Source organism: Bacillus sp. ATD (assembly GCF_050585765.1).
GTDB classification, from domain to species: domain Bacteria; phylum Bacillota; class Bacilli; order Bacillales; family Bacillaceae; genus Bacillus; species Bacillus stercoris.
Map to the genome: position 1 here is coordinate 520,962 of NZ_JBOBQH010000001.1, position 18,496 is coordinate 539,457.

General features: G+C 45.6%; 17 protein-coding genes and 1 other annotated feature. Of the genes, 15 read left to right on the forward strand and 2 right to left on the reverse strand.

Annotated features, from left to right (window positions below; all coding sequences use genetic code 11):
* The 9 genes from yvfT (at position 1) to ACQXR1_RS02640 (ending at position 8,769) form a co-directional block, all read left to right on the forward strand.
* A complete protein-coding gene (gene yvfT / locus ACQXR1_RS02600; RefSeq protein ID WP_430771688.1) occupies positions 1-1,116 on the forward strand; it encodes a two-component system sensor histidine kinase YvfT in 1,116 nt (371 codons plus the stop codon).
* A gap of 16 nt (positions 1,117-1,132) precedes the next feature.
* On the forward strand, positions 1,133-1,735 hold the full coding sequence (gene yvfU, locus ACQXR1_RS02605; protein WP_040081775.1) for a two-component system response regulator YvfU: 603 nt from the start codon (positions 1,133-1,135) through the stop codon (positions 1,733-1,735).
* A gap of 122 nt (positions 1,736-1,857) precedes the next feature.
* Complete coding sequence (locus ACQXR1_RS02610; RefSeq protein ID WP_041333190.1) at positions 1,858-2,187, forward strand: PadR family transcriptional regulator; 330 nt, start codon at positions 1,858-1,860, stop codon at positions 2,185-2,187.
* Positions 2,184-2,801, forward strand: coding sequence for a DUF2812 domain-containing protein (locus ACQXR1_RS02615; protein WP_103031024.1), 618 nt, complete (start codon positions 2,184-2,186; stop codon positions 2,799-2,801). The genes ACQXR1_RS02610 and ACQXR1_RS02615 overlap by 4 nt, the downstream gene beginning before the upstream one ends.
* Positions 2,802-2,975: 174 nt before the next feature.
* On the forward strand, positions 2,976-3,692 hold the full coding sequence (gene lutA, locus ACQXR1_RS02620) for a lactate utilization iron-sulfur protein LutA (RefSeq protein ID WP_014665428.1): 717 nt from the start codon (positions 2,976-2,978) through the stop codon (positions 3,690-3,692).
* Positions 3,693-3,718: 26 nt separating this feature from the next.
* Positions 3,719-5,158, forward strand: coding sequence for a lactate utilization iron-sulfur protein LutB (lutB, locus tag ACQXR1_RS02625; RefSeq protein ID WP_014665427.1), 1,440 nt, complete (start codon positions 3,719-3,721; stop codon positions 5,156-5,158).
* The gene (lutC, locus tag ACQXR1_RS02630) at positions 5,158-5,880 is read left to right on the forward strand and encodes a lactate utilization protein LutC (RefSeq protein WP_040081779.1); all 723 of its coding nucleotides are present in this window, start codon (positions 5,158-5,160) and stop codon (positions 5,878-5,880) included. Before lutB ends, lutC begins: the two co-directional genes overlap by 1 nt.
* Before the next feature lie 109 nt (positions 5,881-5,989).
* A complete protein-coding gene (locus tag ACQXR1_RS02635; protein ID WP_227099332.1) occupies positions 5,990-7,024 on the forward strand; it encodes a glycosyl hydrolase family 18 protein in 1,035 nt (344 codons plus the stop codon).
* Between the two features lie 97 nt (positions 7,025-7,121).
* Positions 7,122-7,357 (forward strand) — a binding site (T-box leader).
* A gap of 68 nt (positions 7,358-7,425) precedes the next feature.
* Positions 7,426-8,769, forward strand: coding sequence for an amino acid permease (locus ACQXR1_RS02640; RefSeq protein WP_227099333.1), 1,344 nt, complete (start codon positions 7,426-7,428; stop codon positions 8,767-8,769).
* A gap of 41 nt (positions 8,770-8,810) precedes the next feature.
* Here ACQXR1_RS02640 and ACQXR1_RS02645 read toward each other — a convergent pair whose 3' ends face one another.
* Complete coding sequence (locus ACQXR1_RS02645; RefSeq protein ID WP_014665423.1) at positions 8,811-9,728, reverse strand: DMT family transporter; 918 nt, start codon at positions 9,726-9,728, stop codon at positions 8,811-8,813.
* A gap of 99 nt (positions 9,729-9,827) precedes the next feature.
* Between ACQXR1_RS02645 and ACQXR1_RS02650 the strand changes: the two genes are divergently transcribed.
* Together ACQXR1_RS02650 and ACQXR1_RS02655 are read left to right on the forward strand one after the other, a co-directional pair.
* Entirely contained in the window at positions 9,828-10,706 is an 879-nt protein-coding gene (locus ACQXR1_RS02650; protein WP_014665422.1) for a LysR family transcriptional regulator, read from the forward strand.
* A gap of 156 nt (positions 10,707-10,862) precedes the next feature.
* Complete coding sequence (locus ACQXR1_RS02655; RefSeq protein WP_069838707.1) at positions 10,863-11,873, forward strand: LLM class flavin-dependent oxidoreductase; 1,011 nt, start codon at positions 10,863-10,865, stop codon at positions 11,871-11,873.
* 47 nt (positions 11,874-11,920) lie between these two features.
* On the opposite strand, the gene araR is transcribed toward ACQXR1_RS02655, so the two are convergent.
* Entirely contained in the window at positions 11,921-13,009 is a 1,089-nt protein-coding gene (araR, locus tag ACQXR1_RS02660) for an arabinose utilization transcriptional regulator AraR (RefSeq protein ID WP_069838708.1), read from the reverse strand.
* Positions 13,010-13,213: 204 nt separating this feature from the next.
* Between araR and araE the strand changes: the two genes are divergently transcribed.
* From araE to ACQXR1_RS02680, 4 genes are all read left to right on the forward strand, one after another.
* Entirely contained in the window at positions 13,214-14,608 is a 1,395-nt protein-coding gene (araE, locus tag ACQXR1_RS02665) for an arabinose-proton symporter AraE (protein WP_040081788.1), read from the forward strand.
* A gap of 297 nt (positions 14,609-14,905) precedes the next feature.
* A complete protein-coding gene (gene cggR / locus ACQXR1_RS02670) occupies positions 14,906-15,928 on the forward strand; it encodes a gapA transcriptional regulator CggR (RefSeq protein ID WP_014665418.1) in 1,023 nt (340 codons plus the stop codon).
* 46 nt (positions 15,929-15,974) lie between these two features.
* Positions 15,975-16,982 (forward strand): type I glyceraldehyde-3-phosphate dehydrogenase, encoded by a 1,008-nt coding sequence (gene gap / locus ACQXR1_RS02675; protein WP_003219957.1) that lies wholly within the window; start codon positions 15,975-15,977, stop codon positions 16,980-16,982.
* 317 nt (positions 16,983-17,299) lie between these two features.
* Complete coding sequence (locus ACQXR1_RS02680) at positions 17,300-18,484, forward strand: phosphoglycerate kinase (protein ID WP_040081789.1); 1,185 nt, start codon at positions 17,300-17,302, stop codon at positions 18,482-18,484.
* Positions 18,485-18,496 lie beyond the last annotated feature (12 nt).

Here is an 18,496-nt window from a genome sequence, read left to right on the forward strand (position 1 = left end):
ATGAAAAAGGCAATATCAATTTTCCCGAAGCAATTCGGATTTTTCCCTTATATCTTTCTGGTGTACACCATTATGCCGTTCCTCTCTTTATTAAAAGAATCAGGGGTCAAACAGGTCATTGGATATGGCATCCTGCTTCTATTTATCGCGGCATATCGCCAGTTATTCTGCTGCGTGGGCAGAGTTTCGTTTACGTATTGGCTTATCATGCAAATGGCGGTTATTTTGATATATAGTGTGTTTTACAATATCACCTATATATACTTAGGTTTTTTCCCGGCAAACTTTGTTGGTTATTACAAAGAGAAAACGAATTTTAACCGTGCGTTCTGCGCTTTAATCTTTATCCTGCTTTTTCCATGCCTATACCAATTTATCGTGAATTCAGTCACGCTCCGGGAGCTTTTTTCTGTTCTCCCGTTTCTCGTCATCATGCTCATTTCTCCATTCGGCATTCGTTCTATGTTTCGGAGAATTGAGCTTGAAGCTAAGCTGGCACAAGCCAACGAACAGATAAAAGAACTCTCTAAAAGAGAGGAGCGTGTTCGAATCGCCCGTGATCTTCACGATACTCTTGGCCATACCTTGTCGCTGCTTACATTAAAAAGCCAGCTCATTCAGCGGTTGGCTGCATCTGATCCAGAACGGACCAAGCATGAGGCAAAAGAAATGGAAACCAGCTCGCGAGCCGCACTCAAGCAAGTCCGAGAGCTGGTTTCTGATATGAGGACGGTCACGATAACAGAGGAGCTCGTAAACATTCAGCACATTTTAAGGGCGGGGAACATTACCTTTCAATACGAAGGAGCCGACGACTTTTCAGAGATATCTCCCGTCACTCAAAATATTATCAGTATGTGTATGCGGGAAGCCGTGACTAACATCATCAAGCACAGCAAAGCAACTCACTGCGCCATCACCATTTCTCAGTTTGCTGGCAAAATGAGGATCGTGATACGGGATGACGGAAAGGGAGCAGCGAAGGAGAAAACCTTTGGGAATGGCCTGCGGGGAATGGAAGAACGGCTCATGCTCATTGAAGGGGGATTAACAGTTTCAGATCATAACGGAACGGTTGTGACTCTGACGATTCCGCTGATTAAAAAAGCAGAATGATTGGAGGACGAAAAGAATGATTCGTCTGTTTATTGCTGAGGACCAGCGAATGCTTTTAGGCGCTTTGGGATCTTTGCTTGATTTAGAAGAGGATATGACAGTCATCGGACAAGCATTAAACGGGGAAGAGGCGCTACATGCTATTTTGAAGTTGGAGCCGGATGTATGCATCATGGACATTGAAATGCCGGTTCGAAGCGGACTGGATGTGGCAGAGGAATTAATGAAAAAAGGCTGCGTCAGCAAGGTCATTATTTTAACTACCTTTGCCCGCCCCGGATATTTTGAACGTGCGGTAAAAGCCGGTGCACATGGCTATCTGCTGAAAGACGGAGAAATTGACGATCTGGCCGATGCCATTCGAAAATGTGTAGAGGGAAAACGTGTCTTCAGCCCCGAGCTGACGTTTAATATGATGCGAGACGAAAATCCCCTAACCGTTAGAGAGCAAGAAATTCTGAGGCTTGCGGCTTTAGGCAAGACAACAAAAGACATTACGCTGGAGCTCTATTTATCTCAAGGCACAGTCCGAAACTATATCTCAGAAATCATCCAAAAGCTTCATGCGAAAAATCGGACAGAAGCCGCCAGCATTGCTGAGGAAAAGGGCTGGATTTAATGGAAACCTGGTTATTTATAGCCAGGTTTTTTTGTGTTTATCTGGTCATTTATGGTTGTAATATTCAGTATAACTGTATATGATGGGATTATACAGTTATACTGAATATTGGAGGCTGTTATATGAATGAAAATAAGCATTTGCCGCTGACTGAGACTGTTTACTATGTTCTTTTGTCTTTGTTACATCCTGCTCACGGCTACATCATTATGAAAAATATTGAAGATCTTAGCGGCGGAAGAGTTAAAATGGCGCCTGGAACTCTTTATGGCGCAATCGAAAACTTATTGAAGCATCAATTGATAGAGCCTTATCCAAGTGAAGATCGCCGCAGAAAAACATATATCATCACTGAACTCGGAAGAAATGTGTTGTGGAAGGATATGGAGAGGATGGAGCGGCTGGTTGACATAACGAGGCAGGAAGTAAATAAAAAGGGGGAGACCATATGAAGAAATACAGATATTTTATGGACATAGACCGTGAGGAACAATGGCTGAATAAGATGGCAGATAAGGGGTGCGAATTAAAAGGGAAAGTTTTTTTATCCTATTGTTTTTCAGATGAAACATCGTCTGACAATTCTACCGTCAAAATAGACTATCGCACCTTTAAACATCCGGGAGATTTTACTGATTATCGAACTCTCTTTGAAGACAGCGGATGGAAGCATCTTTTCAGTTCACAAGGGCTGCATTATTTTAGAAAAGAGAAAGCCAGTGCATCAGACGATATTTTTTCTGATACAGAATCTAGAGCGGGAAGATATAAACGCCTATTGCAATTGTACTTTGCACTTTCTTTTATATTCTTATCCTTCATCCTGATCCTCTTTACTACCAATGGTTTGACTGCTGATTTATTTATCAGTCCCCAGAGTTTGTATTATACGCCGGGCCTGTGGGATAAGACGGGAGCAGCTTTTATCAGAGCCTTTTTATTTGAAACACCTATTGCACTGATGAGAGGGGGAGCGGGCTGGATTGTTCTCCTTAGCGCTCTTAGCTTCTTTTATTCATTTGTAAAAACATTTAAAAAATACAGAAAGTGCCTGTATGGCCATTAAAAAGTGTGTAGTGCTATGAACGTCTGTCCAGTGGAACAGGCGTTTTTTATTGCCTAGATGTTTAGAAAACCCTTCCCTTCCATTATCAGAATAGTGTACGATATTCATATAGTTATTTTAACTCAGGTCATCAGATGACCTGATCATATATTGGGGATGAGAGAGGGGTTCATCATGAAAGTCTCACTTTTTGTCACTTGTCTTGTTGATATGTTTCAAACAAATGTCGGAAAAGCAACGGTTGAGCTGCTGGAGCGGCTTGGGTGCGAGGTTGATTTTCCGGAGGGGCAGATTTGCTGCGGGCAGCCTGCTTACAACAGCGGCTATGTACATGACGCCAAAAAAGCAATGAAACGGATGATCGAAACGTTTCAGGATTCCGAATATGTTGTCAGTCCTTCCGGTTCCTGCACAACGATGTTTCGGGAATACCCGCACTTGTTTGCAGATGATCCGAAATGGGCCGATAAAGCGCAAAAGCTGGCGGATAAAACGTATGAATTGACAGATTTTATCGTGAACGTCCTTGGGGTAGAGGATGTCGGCGCGACCCTTCATACAAAAGCGACTTTACATACGTCGTGCCATATGACAAGGCTGCTCGGGGTTCGGGAGGAGCCGATGAAGCTGTTGAGCCATGTAAAGGGACTGCAGTTTACAGAGCTTCCGGGCAAACATAACTGCTGCGGATTCGGTGGAACGTTCTCCGTCAAAATGGCGCAGATTTCAGAGCAGATGGTCGATGAAAAAGTCGAATGTGTGGAGGAAACGGGAGCAGAGGTGCTGATCGGCGCTGACTGCGGCTGTTTGATGAATATCGGGGGACGGCTTGACCGAAAAGATAAGAATGTCAAAGTGATGCACATCGCCGAAGTGCTCAACAGCAGATAAAACTGGATTCAGAGGGGGAAAGGATCATGGCGATGAAAATCGGTACTGACGCTTTTAAAGAGCGGGTATCACAGGGGATTGATAATGAATTTATGAGAGGCGCTGTTTCAGGTGCACAGGAGCGTCTGCGGACGCGGCGCCTAGAGGCGGCAGAAGAACTGGGAAACTGGGAGGAATGGCGCTCTTTATCAGAGGAAATCAGGCAGCATGTCCTTGAAAACCTTGATTTCTATCTCGGACAGCTTGCCGAAAATGTGGCGAAAAGAGGCGGACATGTCTATTTCGCGGAAACAGCGGAAGAGGCGTCTTCTTATATTCGCGACGTCATTCAAAAGAAGAACGGGAAGAAAATCGTAAAATCAAAATCAATGGTTACAGAGGAAATCAATCTGAATGAGGTGCTGGAGAAGGAAGGCTGTGAAGTCGTCGAAACCGACCTCGGCGAGTATATTTTGCAGATTGATGATCACGATCCGCCGTCACATATCGTCGCGCCCGCCCTTCATAAAAATAAAGAGCAGATACGCGATGTGTTTAAAGAAAGGCTGGACTATCAACATACAGAAAAACCGGAAGAGCTTGTCATGCATGCGCGTGCCATTCTCCGGAAAAAGTTTCTGGAAGCGGATATCGGCATTACCGGCTGTAACTTCGCCATTGCGGACACGGGTTCCGTCAGCCTTGTGACCAATGAAGGAAATGGACGGCTTGTGAGCACCTTGCCGAAAACACAAATTACCGTCATGGGAATGGAACGGATTGTCCCGTCATTTTCTGAATTTGAAGTGCTTGTCAGCATGCTGACAAGAAGTGCTGTCGGACAGCGGCTGACAAGTTATATTACAGCTTTGACGGGTCCGAAGCTAGAAGGTGAAGTGGATGGTCCGGAAGAATTCCATCTTGTCATCGTTGACAATGGACGATCCAACATCCTAGGAACAGAATTCCAGTCTGTGCTGCAATGTATCCGCTGTGCCGCCTGTATCAATGTCTGCCCTGTGTACCGCCATGTCGGCGGACACTCATACGGCTCAATCTACTCGGGGCCGATCGGAGCGGTTTTATCGCCATTGCTCGGCGGTTATGACGATTATAAGGAGCTGCCGTACGCTTCTTCACTGTGCGCTGCTTGTACAGAAGCCTGCCCGGTCAAAATTCCGCTGCACGAGCTTCTTCTCAAGCATCGCCAAAACATCGTCGAAAAAGAAGGCAGAGCGCCGATCAGTGAAAAGCTTGCGATGAAAGCGTTCGGACTTGGCGCATCCTCCTTGTCACTATACAAAATGGGCTCAAAATGGGCGCCGGCCGCCATGACACCTTTTACAGAGGACGAAAAAATTTCCAAGGGACCCGGCCCGCTCAAAAGCTGGACACAGATCCGCGACTTCCCGGCACCGCATAAATCGAGATTCAGAGACTGGTTTGCAGACAGAGAAACAAGTGAACGCACGAAGGAGGAGCAGTGATGACGAAGGGAACCATTCAGAATCAAGAGAGCTTTTTAAACCGAATCGCATCCAGCCTTGGCCGTGAAAGAAGAACAGGGGGCGTGGCAGTTCCTGAGTGGGCGCATCAGCCGCAATATAAAACACTTGAAGGATATTCAGCGGATGACTTAGTCACAGTGCTCAAAAACCATTGTGTCAAAATCCATACAGAGCTGATTGAAACGGATTCAACCGGCCTTTACGATGCCCTGCGCGAGCAAGTCAGCCGCTTCTCCGGAGGCCCTGTCATCATTCCGAAGGACCCCCGCTTTGAAGCATACGGACTGAAAAGCCTGCTCACCAAGGATTGGCCGAGCGAGGGAACGCCAGTCTGGGAGTGGGATGCTGACAAAGGCGAGGAAAATATCAAAAAAGCGGAGCAAGCCAATGTAGGGATTACATTCAGCGAAATTACATTGGCTGAGTCGGGGACGGTTGTCCTCTTCTCTTCAAAAGACATCGGCCGATCTGTCAGCCTTCTGCCAACGACTTATATTGCGATCGTGCCGAAATCAAGCATTGTGCCAAGAATGACACAAGCCAGTGATATTATCCGCCAAAACATTGCGGACGGTGTCACTGTTCCTTCATGTATCAACTATATTACCGGACCGAGCAACTCAGCCGACATTGAAATGGATTTAGTTGTGGGAGTGCACGGACCAGTAAAGGCAGCCTATATTCTCGTCTCTGACCGCTAAACTCAGGAAGCCCGGCAGGCATATGCCGGGCTTTTTGCTTGAAAAAAAACTTCAACTTCCAATTTTTTGGCCGATGAGAAGAGTATGACTTGATACAGGAGGAAATGCGATGAAAAAATGGCTGATTATAGCGGTTTCACTGGCGATTGCGATTGTTCTGTTTATGTATACAAAAGGAGAAGCGAAGGCAGCCGGCATGACATTAGGCTACACGACTGGGGATACGGCTTCATACAATTCTCTTGCGAAACATCATACATACATGAATGCCATCGCAACCGATACATTTGCGTTTGAAAAAAACGGACAAATCATTGGCGATGCCCCAAGCAAGCAGCTGACATATGCGAAAAAGAAAAAAATCAAGACATGGGCTGTCATTTCAAACTATAATGATGCCATTTATGACTTTGACGGAGATTTGGCAAGTCGGGTCATGAGTAATAAAACAGCGAAAAAACGGTTCACTGATCAGCTCATATCTTTGGCGAAAAAGCACTCATACTACGGTATCAATATCGATTTTGAAGCAGTGAATCCAGAAGACCGATCTAAATACTCGCGTTTTATTCAAGATGTCTCACAGGCTTTGAAAAAGAAACATATTCAAACAATGGTATCCGTTCCGGCCAAAAGCGCTGATGATAAAAATGATGACTGGAGCTGGCCGTATGATTATGCGAAAATCGGCAAATATGCCGACTTCGTACAAGTCATGACCTACGACGAACACGGCATTTGGGGGGAGCCAGGATCAGTGGCAAGCACAAACTGGATCAAAAGCTCTCTGCAGTTTTCAGTCAAAAAGATCAAAGCCAATAAAGTCATCATGGGCATCCCCGCGTACGGCTATGACTGGGATGTAAAAGACGGAAGCGGAAGCTCTGTGAGGGAATGGAATGAACTCAAATCCCTCATCCAAAAGCAAAAAGCAAAGCCGGCATTCAACAAAAAAACAGGTTCGATGACGTTTTCTTATGTTGATAAAAAGAAGCATAAACATGTCGTGTGGTATGAAAACGAAAAAACCGTTCAAACGAAAAGCCATTTGGCAAAGCAATTTAAAATAGCAGGTGTTTCAGTCTACGCATTAGGAAACGAGTCAGAATCCTTTTGGAAAGCCATTCAAAAAGGGACAAAATAACAGTTTCTTTTTTCTCTGAAGTTATTGACAGGGAAAAGAGAAGCACGTATATTATGTTAATATATTCAGATCATAAAATTTGAGTTTTTCAGAAAACTAAAACGCATAGATTGGGAGCAGTAAAAGAAAGTAATCAGAACAGAGAGCTGCGGGGTGGTGCAACGCAGCCTGATTCTTCTTTGAACTCGCCCGGGAGTGGTAAGACGGAACGGAATAGATCGAATATTCCCTATGTTTTAACGGCTAACCTTCGTTACAGGTCAAAAGCAGGATTCTTCATGAAGAATCAACAAGAGTGGTACCGCGGTCAGCCGAAGGCTCGTCGTCTCTTTATCTATTAGATTAGATAGGGGGCGGCGGGCTTTTTTGTTTTTGAAAACGAGAAGGAGAGGTAGAAGAGGATGAAAAACGACAATCAAACGTTAAAACGCACGATGACGTCCCGCCATATTATGATGATGGCGCTGGGCGGAGCAATCGGCGCGGGTTTATTTAAAGGGAGCAGCTCAGCGATCGATGTGGCAGGGCCATCTGTCATTATCGCATACCTGCTCGGCGGAATTATTTTGCTGTTTATTATGCAGGGGCTCGCGGAAATGGCTGTTCGAAACCGCAACGCCAGAACCTTCCGTGATCTTGTCCAGCAGGTATTGGGGAATTACGCCGCTTATTTCTTGGACTGGATCTACTGGAAAATGTGGGTGCTCAACATTGCGGCTGAAGCTGTTGTAGCTGCGATATTCATTCAATACTGGCTCCCGGGCTGCCCGATTTGGGTGCTGGCATTGGGGATTTCTCTTATCGTCACGATCGTAAACTTGCTTTCTGTTAAAATTTTCGCCGAAACTGAATATTGGCTGGCCATGATCAAGATTACCGTTATTATCATCTTTATTATTTTAGGGTTATTGCTTTTATTCGTATCATTCGGTGATCATACAGCTGCCGGATTTTCAAACCTGACAGACCACGGCGGATTTTTCCCGCACGGCGGCACAGGGCTGATTACGGCGATGCTTGTCGTCATCTACTCTTACGGCGGTACAGAAATTATCGGAGTGACACTTGCTGAAACAAAAAATCCAGAAAAGGTTGTCCCGAAAGCTGTCCACAGCACACTGACACGGATTGTCGCGTTTTACCTGCTGCCGTTTTTCATCATCGTCAGCCTGATTCCGTGGAACCAAGTCAATTCCGTTCCGGAAAGTCCTTTCGTGATGGTCTTTAAAATGGTAGGCATTCCGGGCGCTGATCATATCATGAACGCAGTTATCCTGCTGGCGATCATTTCTTCTATGAATTCAGGTTTATACGGATCATCACGCATTTTGTATACACAGGCAAGTGACGGAAGGCTTCCGAAGGTCTTCTCCAAGCTTTCATCAAAAAACGTACCGATGTTTGCAATTCTGATGTGCACTTCTTCTCTCTATATTGGCGTGTTGATTTCTCTGTTCGCGGGAAGCCAAACATTTAATTATTTAATGGGATCATTAGGATATACCGTTTTATTCATTTGGCTGATCATCGGATTCGCTCATTTGAAATCGAGAAAACAGCAAACGGAAAAACCGGCTTATTATGTAAAATGGTTCCCGTACACGACATGGTTTGCGATTGTGGCATTACTCGCCATTCTGATCGGGGTCGTCATGACAACGTCAATGGTCATTACCGGCATTACTGCGGCGATCTACCTTTTGATTACCGTTGCATATTTGGTCAAAGGACGCAAGCATCAGTAAATAAGAAACCCTCTCGCCGCATCCGGCAAGAGGGTTTCTTATTATTGTGCAGCTTTCTCATTTATGCCAATCGCCGCTGCTTTCTGCGCTTTTGATTTTGTATTCACGAGACAGATGCTTGTGACAATCAGCAGCAGCCCTGCCAAGAGGCTAAGGGTGAGCGGTTCATGCAGGAAAATGGAGCTGGCCACGATCGATATGAGCGGAATCAAAAACGTATAAGATGCGACCTTGCTTGCTTCTCCTGAACCGACAAGCGTAAAAAAGATAAGCCAACCGAGTGCGATAACGAATACAGAGATGAACAGCAGGCTCGTGATAAACGGAGCTGTCCATTGGATCGCGGAAAAGCTTTCTGTCCAAAGACCGGATATAAGCAGAAACACGCTGCCGATCGTCAGCTGCAAGGCGACCATCCAGATGGAATCGACGCGGCTGCCTGTTTTTTTCATATATACTGTTCCGAGCGCCCAGCTGATTGCGGAGCCAAGCGCCAGCAGAACCCCAATGACAGAAATATGCCCGCCAAAGCCCGCGGCACTAATGACGGCTACTCCCGCAAAACCGAGGATGAGCCCGATCACTTTCAATACAAACATGGATTCGCCGAGCCACAGCCAAGAAAATACGCCCATCAGAACAGGCTGAAAGAAGACGATTGCAGAAAACAGGCCGGCCGGAAGATAATTCAGCCCGATCGTTTGCAGGCCGTAGAATAACGTAATATTTAAAAGTGCAGAAACAAGATAAATCGGCCACGTTTCTTTTAAACGTAATTTATGAAAACGCGGCAGTGCGACAATGACTAATAAAAGCCCGCCGATCAGCGTTCGGATGCCCGCGAATAATAAGGGCGGCGAATAGGCGAGCGCGGCTTTGGACAGCGGCCAATTGACGCCCCACATGATGACGAGAAATGCGAGCAGGAGAGCTGTCCGCGTTTTTGAGAGCTGCTTCATTGTTCATTCACTCCTTGTAGAACTTTTCCATCATATGATACGGTAGAACATAAGATAAATAAAATGAATCTTTTTTATGAGGAGCATAAGTAAATTGTTATGACTATTACACAATTAAAGGTTTTCGTCAAAATAGCTGAAACGGGAAGCTTTACAAAAGCGGGTCAGGCGCTGAACATGACACAGCCGGCTGTCAGCCATGCGATTTCTGCAATCGAGGCTGAGCTTGATGTAAAGCTGATTATTCGTGACCGCCGCAATGGCCTGATGCTGACTGATACGGGAAAACAGATCTTAGTACACATCAGGGAAGTCTTAAAAGGCATTGAAAAAGTTGAGCAGGTCGCAGCCGCGGAAAAAGGGCTTGAACTGGGTACGATCCATATTGGCACATTCTCAACTGCCTCGGCTTATTTTATGCCAAAGCTGATCAGTGAATTTAAACAAAAATATCCGAAACTGGAGCTTGTGCTGCACGAGGGAACTGTAAATGAAGTCAAGGAGTGGCTTCACACGCGGATGATAGATGTCGGCATTCTTCTGTATCCAACAGAGGAGATGGAGTATATTCATTTGAAAAAAGACAAAATGGCTGTCGTGCTCAGGGATGATCACCCGCTTTGCAGCCGTTCCGCCATTACGCTGAAAGACCTCGATCATGAACCGATGATCGTCTGCGACGGCGGCTATGAATCACCTTTTCACGATATGTTCAGGCAAGCGGGCGCTACGCTGAACGCCGCTTTCACAGTCTATAACATGAACACCTCGATCAGTATGGTCAAAGAAGGACTGGGTCTCGCGATTTTATCAGAAATGTCCATGTCGCACATGCCGCTGCCGGAGCATGTGGTGACCAGAGAGTTGGACCCGCAGGTATACCGTGATGTGCAGCTTGCTGTTCCGTCGCTGAAGGAGGCTTCTCTGGCAGCTAAGCTCTTTATTGAGATGGCTAAGGAGCTGTTTAGAGCAGAATAACGTACCAAACCGTTCGTTTTATATTGTTCGAATTTCATCGAATTAAATTCTTTTATTCCTGAATGCAGTTGTGTTATGGTGTGATAGAAGTACATTCGATCATGACCTGACAGCTTTGGGCTGTTTCCTGATAACACATTTGCAAAGGAGAACAATATGTCTAACAACCAACGCAAAGATACCTTGCTTTCTGTCTTGAATTTATCTCCGGTTGTTCAGGGAGGAACGATCGCGGAATCATTCCGAAACAGCATGGACTTGGCGCGCCGTGCGGAGGAATGGGGCTATCACCGTTACTGGCTTGCTGAGCATCATAATATAGAAGGTGTGGCAAGCTCTGCCACCGCAGTTTTGATTGGCCATATTGCCGGAGGCACTAAGAAAATCCGCGTCGGTTCCGGCGGCATTATGCTCCCGAACCACTCTTCATTAATCATTGCTGAACAATTCGGCACACTCGAAACATTGTATCCCGGGCGGATTGACCTGGGGCTCGGACGTGCGCCGGGAACGGACCAATTGACAGCAAGAGCGCTCCGCAGAAACATCAACAGCGGAGAGGATTTCCCAGAACAACTAGAGGAACTTCGCAATTACTTTAAACCGTCAGGAAATGTACGCAATCAAGTCCGCGCCATTCCCGGAGAGGGCATAGATGTGCCGATTTGGCTGCTGGGCTCAAGCGGCTTCAGCGCCCGCCTTGCAGGTGAACTAGGTCTTCCGTTTGCCTTCGCCGCTCATTTCTCGCCGGCGAATACGGTTCCTGCCTTGGAGCTGTACCGCAATTCCTTCACGCCGTCAGACGTGCTCGACGAACCGTATGCAATGGTCGGTGTCACCATTATCGCGGCAGATACAAACGAGAAAGCGCAGCACCTTGCGACTTCACATTATCAAAGATTTCTTGATCTTGTCCGCGGTACGCCGAACCAGCTGAAGCCGCCTGTTGAGGATATGGACCAAATCTGGAGCCCGTATGAAAAAGCGATGGTCAATGAGCAGCTAAGCTCCACGATTGTCGGAGGGCCGGAAGAAGTGAAGGCGAAGCTTGAAGACTTCGTCAAAACGACACAGGCTGACGAAATTATGGTTAACTCAGAAACCTATGAACACGCAGACAGAATGCGTTCGTTTGAAATCATTGCTGACGTTTGGAAAAACAGATAACAGCTATAAAAAAAGCAATGTAGCGGGGAGACCCATACATTGCTTTTTTATTCATTCAGTTTTCGTGCGGACTGGCGAATGATCAGCTCAGGCTCAAATATAACATCCTCTTGCTTTGGCTTTTTATGCTCAAGGGAGTCAATCACATATTTCGCCGCCGCTTTACCGAGCACGGATTTCGGGTGCTTGACAGAGGTTAGTTTCACTTCGGAGATTTGGGCAAAATGCGAATCATCATACCCGACGATAGACATATCCTCCGGCACTTTTAGATCCATCTCCCGCAGCATATCGATCACCTTCAGCGCAATTTCATCGTTATAACAAAGAATGGCTGTCGGCATGTGCTTGCTGTTTTTCTCCAGTGTGGCCTTCACTTTCTCCAGAAGTTTTGATTCTTTTTCTTCCGTTGTAAATGTCACAATCATATCTGGAGAGGGAAACAAATCACGCTCCCGGTGCGCCTGTATAAATCCGTTCATCCGTTTCACGCCTTGTGTGTCATCAGCTTTGAAAATACCCATCATGTGCGTGTGGCCGAGAGAAAGCAAATGCTCCGCCGCCATCATGCCGCCTTTCACATCATCCAAGGTAAAACTCGGTGCGGCAAGCTCGGCATATGACGCGTTAATCATCGCAAAGGGAATGCCGTTTTTCTCCAAGTTCAGATAGTAGCCGATGTTTGGGGTTTGCAGAGCGCTTTTTGTCGGTTCTACGATGAGTCCGTCAATATGCTGGGACAGCAGGTTTTCTAAGCCTCTTCTTTCATTGTCCGGGTTGTTGTTTGTGCTTGTCAAAAGCATAGAATATCCCTGCTCGCTTAAATAGGACTCGATTCCTCTAATAATGCTCGGGAAAATATAGTCTGATATGTAGGTTGTCAAAACACCGATCGTTTTATTGGAATGCAGCGCTGACTTCGCAGAGCGTGAAGCGACGAAGGTGCCTCCGCCTTGCACGCTGTACAGCAGACCTTGTGATACGAGGTCTCCGATCGCTTTGCGAATGGTATGCCGGCTGACGCCGAATTGCTGCATTAATTCGTTTTCGGTAGGGATTTTTTGATCGGGCAGTATTTTGCCTTGATTAATCCATGAACTAATTTCTTCTTTTACTTGCGCGTATTTTGGTAACATATCCATTCCTCCAAAATGTATACGGACAAATTTCAGTATATCACAGCGTTCTTTGTAAGAAAACATTGACAGAAAATGCAAACAAGATTATTCTATATTTGTACGTACTAATTAAATGTAATTTTCGTTAAATTTTAATATAAGTACGTACAATTGAAGGTTGAAATGAAAACGCTTTACTCAACATTTCGGGAGGGCAGGGAAATGAAGAATACTCCAACTCAATTAGAACCAAATGTTCCTGTAACAAGAAGCCATTCAATGGGATTTGTTATTTTAATCTCATGCGCGGCGGGGCTTGGCGGCTTATTGTATGGCTATGACACGGCAGTGATTTCTGGCGCCATCGGTTTTCTGAAAGATTTATACAGCCTGAGTCCGTTTATGGAGGGACTTGTCATTTCAAGCATTATGATTGGAGGAGTTGTGGGCGTCGGGATATCCGGATTTTTAAGTGACAGATTCGGCCGGAGAAAAATTTTAATGACAGCCGCTTTGTTATTTGCGATATCAGCAATCGTTTCAGCGCTTTCTCAAGACGTGTCCACTTTGATCATTGCAAGGATTATCGGGGGCCTGGGAATCGGGATGGGCTCATCGCTCTCTGTTACGTACATTACAGAAGCGGCGCCGCCCGCCATACGCGGAAGTTTATCATCCTTATATCAGCTCTTTACGATCCTGGGTATTTCCGCAACATACTTTATTAATTTGGCTGTGCAGCGGTCCGGAACATACGAATGGGGCGTGCACACCGGCTGGAGATGGATGCTTGCTTATGGAATGGTGCCGTCCGTCATCTTCTTCCTTGTCCTGCTCGTCGTCCCGGAAAGCCCGAGATGGCTGGCGAAAGCGGGCAAAACAAACGAAGCTTTAAAGATTCTGACACGTATTAATGGAGAAACTGTTGCAAAAGAAGAATTAAAGAACATTGAGAACTCTTTAAAAATAGAACAAATGGGGTCGCTCTCCCAGCTGTTTAAGCCGGGCCTCAGAAAGGCGCTTATCATTGGAATCCTGCTGGCGCTGTTTAACCAAGTCATCGGCATGAACGCCATTACTTACTACGGGCCGGAAATCTTTAAAATGATGGGATTCGGGCAAAACGCCGGATTTGTGACGACTTGTATCGTCGGGGTTGTAGAAGTCATCTTTACCGTTATTGCAGTGTTGCTGATTGATAAAGTCGGACGGAAAAAACTGATGTCCATCGGTTCTGCTTTTATGGCTATTTTTATGATTTTAATCGGGACGTCGTTTTATTTTGAGTTAACAAGCGGGATCATGATGATCATCCTTATATTAGGTTTTGTCGCTGCTTTCTGTGTCTCGGTCGGACCGATCACATGGATTATGATTTCTGAAATCTTCCCGAACCATCTGCGTGCGCGGGCTGCGGGCATTGCGACCATCTTTTTATGGGGAGCAAACTGGGCGATCGGACAGTTTGTGCCAATGATGATTGATTCGTTCGGGCTCGCCTATACATTCTGGATATTCGCGGTGATTAACATCCTTTGCTTCCTGTTTGTCGTAACAATCTGCCCGGAAACGAAGAACAAATCGCTTGAAGAAATTGAAAAGCTCTGGATAAAATGAAAACGCTTTAAAAGAACAGCCCTTTCTATGGGAAGGGCTGTTTATATTAGGATGCACCATTTGGCGATTTCTGTATAAGATAAAGATATATAGGAAAAAATAGTGCTAGTTAAAACGCCGCGGCATGAAAACTCTGCGAATATTGTCGATGAATTGGCTCTTAACAGTTGAATAAACAATTCCACCCTGTTAAAATAATTAAAGAAAGCAGAAATGATTTTTTTTGGCTATGATGGGACGTTTTTTGTCATAGCGGGACATATAATGTCCAGCAAAAAAGGAAGGAACGTTTGAGTCATGAACCAGTTAATACAAGCTCAAAAAAAATTATTGCCTGATCTTCTGCTCGTTATGCAAAAGAGGTTTGAAATCTTGCAGTATATCAGGCTGACAGAACCCATCGGGCGAAGAAGCCTGTCTGCCAGTCTCGAAATCAGCGAGCGTGTGCTGAGGGGCGAGGTTCAGTTTTTAAAGGAACAGAACCTGGTCGATATTAAGACAAACGGCATGACATTGACAGAAGAGGGCTATGAACTGCTTTCTGTTCTGGAAGATACAATGAAAGATGTTTTAGGTTTGACGCTTTTGGAAAAGACATTAAAAGAACGTTTAAATCTAAAGGATGTCATTATCGTATCCGGAGACAGCGATCACTCTCCATGGGTCAAAAAAGAAATGGGGAGAGCGGCTGTCGCATGTATGAAAAAAAGATTTTCAGGCAAAAATATCGTCGCTGTAACTGGCGGTACGACAATTGAAGCTGTCGCCGAAATGATGACGCCGGATTCTAAAAACCGCGAGCTTTTGTTTGTGCCTGCAAGAGGCGGTTTAGGCGAAGACGTGAAAAACCAGGCGAACACCATATGCGCGCATATGGCGGAGAAGGCTTCAGGCACTTACCGGCTTTTGTTTGTTCCGGGACAGCTGTCACAAGGCGCCTATTCATCTATTATTGAAGAGCCTTCTGTCAAAGAGGTGCTGAACACCATTAAATCAGCGAGTATGCTGGTTCACGGAATCGGCGAAGCTAAAACTATGGCTCAGCGCAGAAACACACCTTTAGAAGACTTGAAGAAAATAGATGATAACGACGCGGTGACAGAAGCGTTTGGCTACTATTTTAACGCGGACGGCGAAGTGGTCCACAAAGTGCATTCTGTCGGAATGCAGCTGGATGACATAGACGCCATTCCCGATATTATTGCAGTAGCGGGCGGATCATCAAAAGCCGAGGCGATCGAGGCTTACTTTAAAAAGCCGCGCAACACGGTTCTCGTCACAGACGAAGGAGCCGCAAAGAAGTTATTAAGGGATGAATAATCCCTCAATATAAATATCTCTCACTTATTTAAAGGAGGAAACAATCATGGCAGTAAAAGTCGGTATTAACGGTTTTGGTCGTATTGGACGTAACGTATTCCGCGCAGCATTAAACAATCCTGAAGTTGAGGTAGTAGCGGTTAACGATTTAACAGATGCTAACATGCTGGCTCACCTTTTACAATATGATTCTGTACACGGAAAATTAGACGCTGAAGTTTCAGTTGACGGTAACAACCTTGTTGTTAACGGCAAAACAATTGAAGTTTCTGCAGAACGCGATCCTGCTAAACTTAGCTGGGGCAAACAAGGCGTTGAAATCGTAGTTGAATCTACTGGTTTCTTCACAAAACGCGCAGACGCTGCGAAACACTTAGAAGCTGGCGCGAAAAAAGTAATCATCTCTGCTCCTGCTAACGAAGAAGATATCACAATCGTTATGGGTGTTAACGAAGATAAATACGATGCGGCTAACCACGATGTTATCTCTAACGCATCTTGCACAACAAACTGCCTTGCGCCGTTTGCAAAAGTACTTAACGATAAATTCGGCATCAAACGCGGTATGATGACAACTGTTCACTCTTACACAAACGATCAGCAAATCCTTGATCTTCCGCACAAAGACTACCGTCGTGCGCGTGCAGCAGCTGAAAACATCATCCCAACATCAACTGGTGCTGCTAAAGCAGTTTCTCTAGTTCTTCCTGAACTAAAAGGCAAACTGAACGGTGGAGCAATGCGTGTTCCAACTCCAAACGTTTCTCTAGTTGACTTGGTTGCTGAACTGAACCAAGAAGTAACAGCTGAAGAAGTAAATGCAGCTCTTAAAGAAGCAGCTGAAGGCGACCTTAAAGGAATCCTTGGCTACAGCGAAGAGCCATTAGTTTCTGGCGACTACAACGGAAACAAAAACTCTTCTACAATCGATGCTCTTTCTACAATGGTTATGGAAGGCAGCATGGTAAAAGTAATCTCTTGGTACGATAACGAAAGCGGCTACTCTAACCGCGTTGTTGACCTTGCAGCTTACATCGCAAAAAAAGGTCTTTAATTTATAGCTGAAAAAGGACCTGACTTGGTTCTTTTGAATAGAAGCGCTATAATGAAAGCGGACAAGGGAAGGGGACGGACTCCCTTTCCCTTTTTCCATGAAGACCGGCTTTCAGAAAACGCTCTGTGAAAGAGAAACGACCGCGTTTTTAGCAGCTTTGCCGGCGCTTTCGCCTAAGGCCGCTGCCCTGGCTTTTAGACGAACTGCCCTGTGCCGAAAAAAGACTGCGATCTGCCCTAGCGGCGTTATCGCTTGACCAGACGGTTTCACGTTTTTCGTGCTGTATGCAAACCATTTTGAAGGAGGATCTCCTAGGCATGAATAAGAAAACTCTCAAAGACATCGACGTAAAAGGCAAAGTTGTATTCTGCCGCGTTGACTTTAACGTTCCAATGAAAGACGGGGAAGTAACAGACGATACACGTATCCGTGCTGCGCTTCCAACAATCAAACACCTTGCAGAACAAGGCGCAAAAGTCCTTCTTGCGAGCCACTTAGGCCGCCCGAAAGGCGAAGTGGTTGAGGAGCTTCGTTTGACTCCTGTCGCTGCACGTCTCGGCGAACTGCTTGGCAAAGAAGTGAAAAAAGCGGATGAAGCTTACGGCGATGCTGTAAAAGCACAAATTTCCGAGATGAAGGACGGAGACGTTCTTGTATTGGAAAACGTACGTTTCTACCCTGGTGAAGAGAAAAATGATCCTGAGCTTGCAAAAGCATTTGCTGAGCTTGCAGATGTATATGTAAATGACGCATTCGGTGCTGCTCACCGTGCTCACGCATCTACAGCTGGAATTGCCGAGCATCTGCCAGCAGTTGCAGGTTTCTTAATGGAAAAAGAGCTTGATGTACTCGGAAAAGCGGTTTCTAACCCTGACCGCCCGTTCACGGCGATCATCGGCGGAGCGAAAGTAAAAGACAAAATCGGTGTTATCGAAAGTCTTCTTGATAAAGTAGACAACCTGATCATCGGCGGAGGTCTTGCTTATACTTTCGTAAAAGCGCTTGGCTATGAAGTCGGTAAATCTCTTCTTGAAGAAGATAAAATCGAGCTTGCGAAATCATTTATGGACCGCGCTAAAGAAAAAGGCGTTAACTTCTACATGCCTGAAGATGTACTCGTTGCAGATGATTTCTCTAACGATGCAAACGTGAAAATTGTGCCGATCTCTGAAATCCCTAGTGATTTAGAAGCAATCGACATTGGTACGAAAACACGCGAAACGTATGCTGACGTCATCAAAAACAGCAAACTTGTCGTGTGGAACGGACCGATGGGCGTATTCGAAATCGACTTGTTCGCTCAAGGAACAAAAGCGGTTGCGGAAGCATTGGCAGAGGCGAAAGATACATACTCTGTCATCGGCGGAGGAGACTCTGCGGCAGCGGTTGAAAAATTCGGCCTTGCTGACAAAATGAGCCACATCTCAACAGGCGGCGGCGCATCCCTTGAGTTTATGGAAGGCAAAGAGCTTCCAGGGGTAGCTGCACTGAACGATAAATAATCTCAAAACTGC

Excerpts from the sequence above, each read along its gene's own strand:
- yvfT (WP_430771688.1), top strand. The coding sequence starts at position 1 with ATGAAAAAGGCAATATCAATTTTCCCGAAGCAATTCGGATTTTTCCCT.
- yvfU (WP_040081775.1), top strand. The coding sequence starts at position 1,133 with ATGATTCGTCTGTTTATTGCTGAGGACCAGCGAATGCTTTTAGGCGCT.
- ACQXR1_RS02610 (WP_041333190.1), top strand. The coding sequence starts at position 1,858 with ATGAATGAAAATAAGCATTTGCCGCTGACTGAGACTGTTTACTATGTT.
- ACQXR1_RS02615 (WP_103031024.1), top strand. The coding sequence starts at position 2,184 with ATGAAGAAATACAGATATTTTATGGACATAGACCGTGAGGAACAATGG.
- lutA (WP_014665428.1), top strand. The coding sequence starts at position 2,976 with ATGAAAGTCTCACTTTTTGTCACTTGTCTTGTTGATATGTTTCAAACA.
- lutB (WP_014665427.1), top strand. The coding sequence starts at position 3,719 with ATGGCGATGAAAATCGGTACTGACGCTTTTAAAGAGCGGGTATCACAG.
- lutC (WP_040081779.1), top strand. The coding sequence starts at position 5,158 with ATGACGAAGGGAACCATTCAGAATCAAGAGAGCTTTTTAAACCGAATC.
- ACQXR1_RS02635 (WP_227099332.1), top strand. The coding sequence starts at position 5,990 with ATGAAAAAATGGCTGATTATAGCGGTTTCACTGGCGATTGCGATTGTT.
- ACQXR1_RS02640 (WP_227099333.1), top strand. The coding sequence starts at position 7,426 with ATGAAAAACGACAATCAAACGTTAAAACGCACGATGACGTCCCGCCAT.
- ACQXR1_RS02645 (WP_014665423.1), bottom strand. The coding sequence starts at position 9,728 with ATGAAGCAGCTCTCAAAAACGCGGACAGCTCTCCTGCTCGCATTTCTC.
- ACQXR1_RS02650 (WP_014665422.1), top strand. The coding sequence starts at position 9,828 with ATGACTATTACACAATTAAAGGTTTTCGTCAAAATAGCTGAAACGGGA.
- ACQXR1_RS02655 (WP_069838707.1), top strand. The coding sequence starts at position 10,863 with ATGTCTAACAACCAACGCAAAGATACCTTGCTTTCTGTCTTGAATTTA.
- araR (WP_069838708.1), bottom strand. The coding sequence starts at position 13,009 with ATGTTACCAAAATACGCGCAAGTAAAAGAAGAAATTAGTTCATGGATT.
- araE (WP_040081788.1), top strand. The coding sequence starts at position 13,214 with ATGAAGAATACTCCAACTCAATTAGAACCAAATGTTCCTGTAACAAGA.
- cggR (WP_014665418.1), top strand. The coding sequence starts at position 14,906 with ATGAACCAGTTAATACAAGCTCAAAAAAAATTATTGCCTGATCTTCTG.
- gap (WP_003219957.1), top strand. The coding sequence starts at position 15,975 with ATGGCAGTAAAAGTCGGTATTAACGGTTTTGGTCGTATTGGACGTAAC.
- ACQXR1_RS02680 (WP_040081789.1), top strand. The coding sequence starts at position 17,300 with ATGAATAAGAAAACTCTCAAAGACATCGACGTAAAAGGCAAAGTTGTA.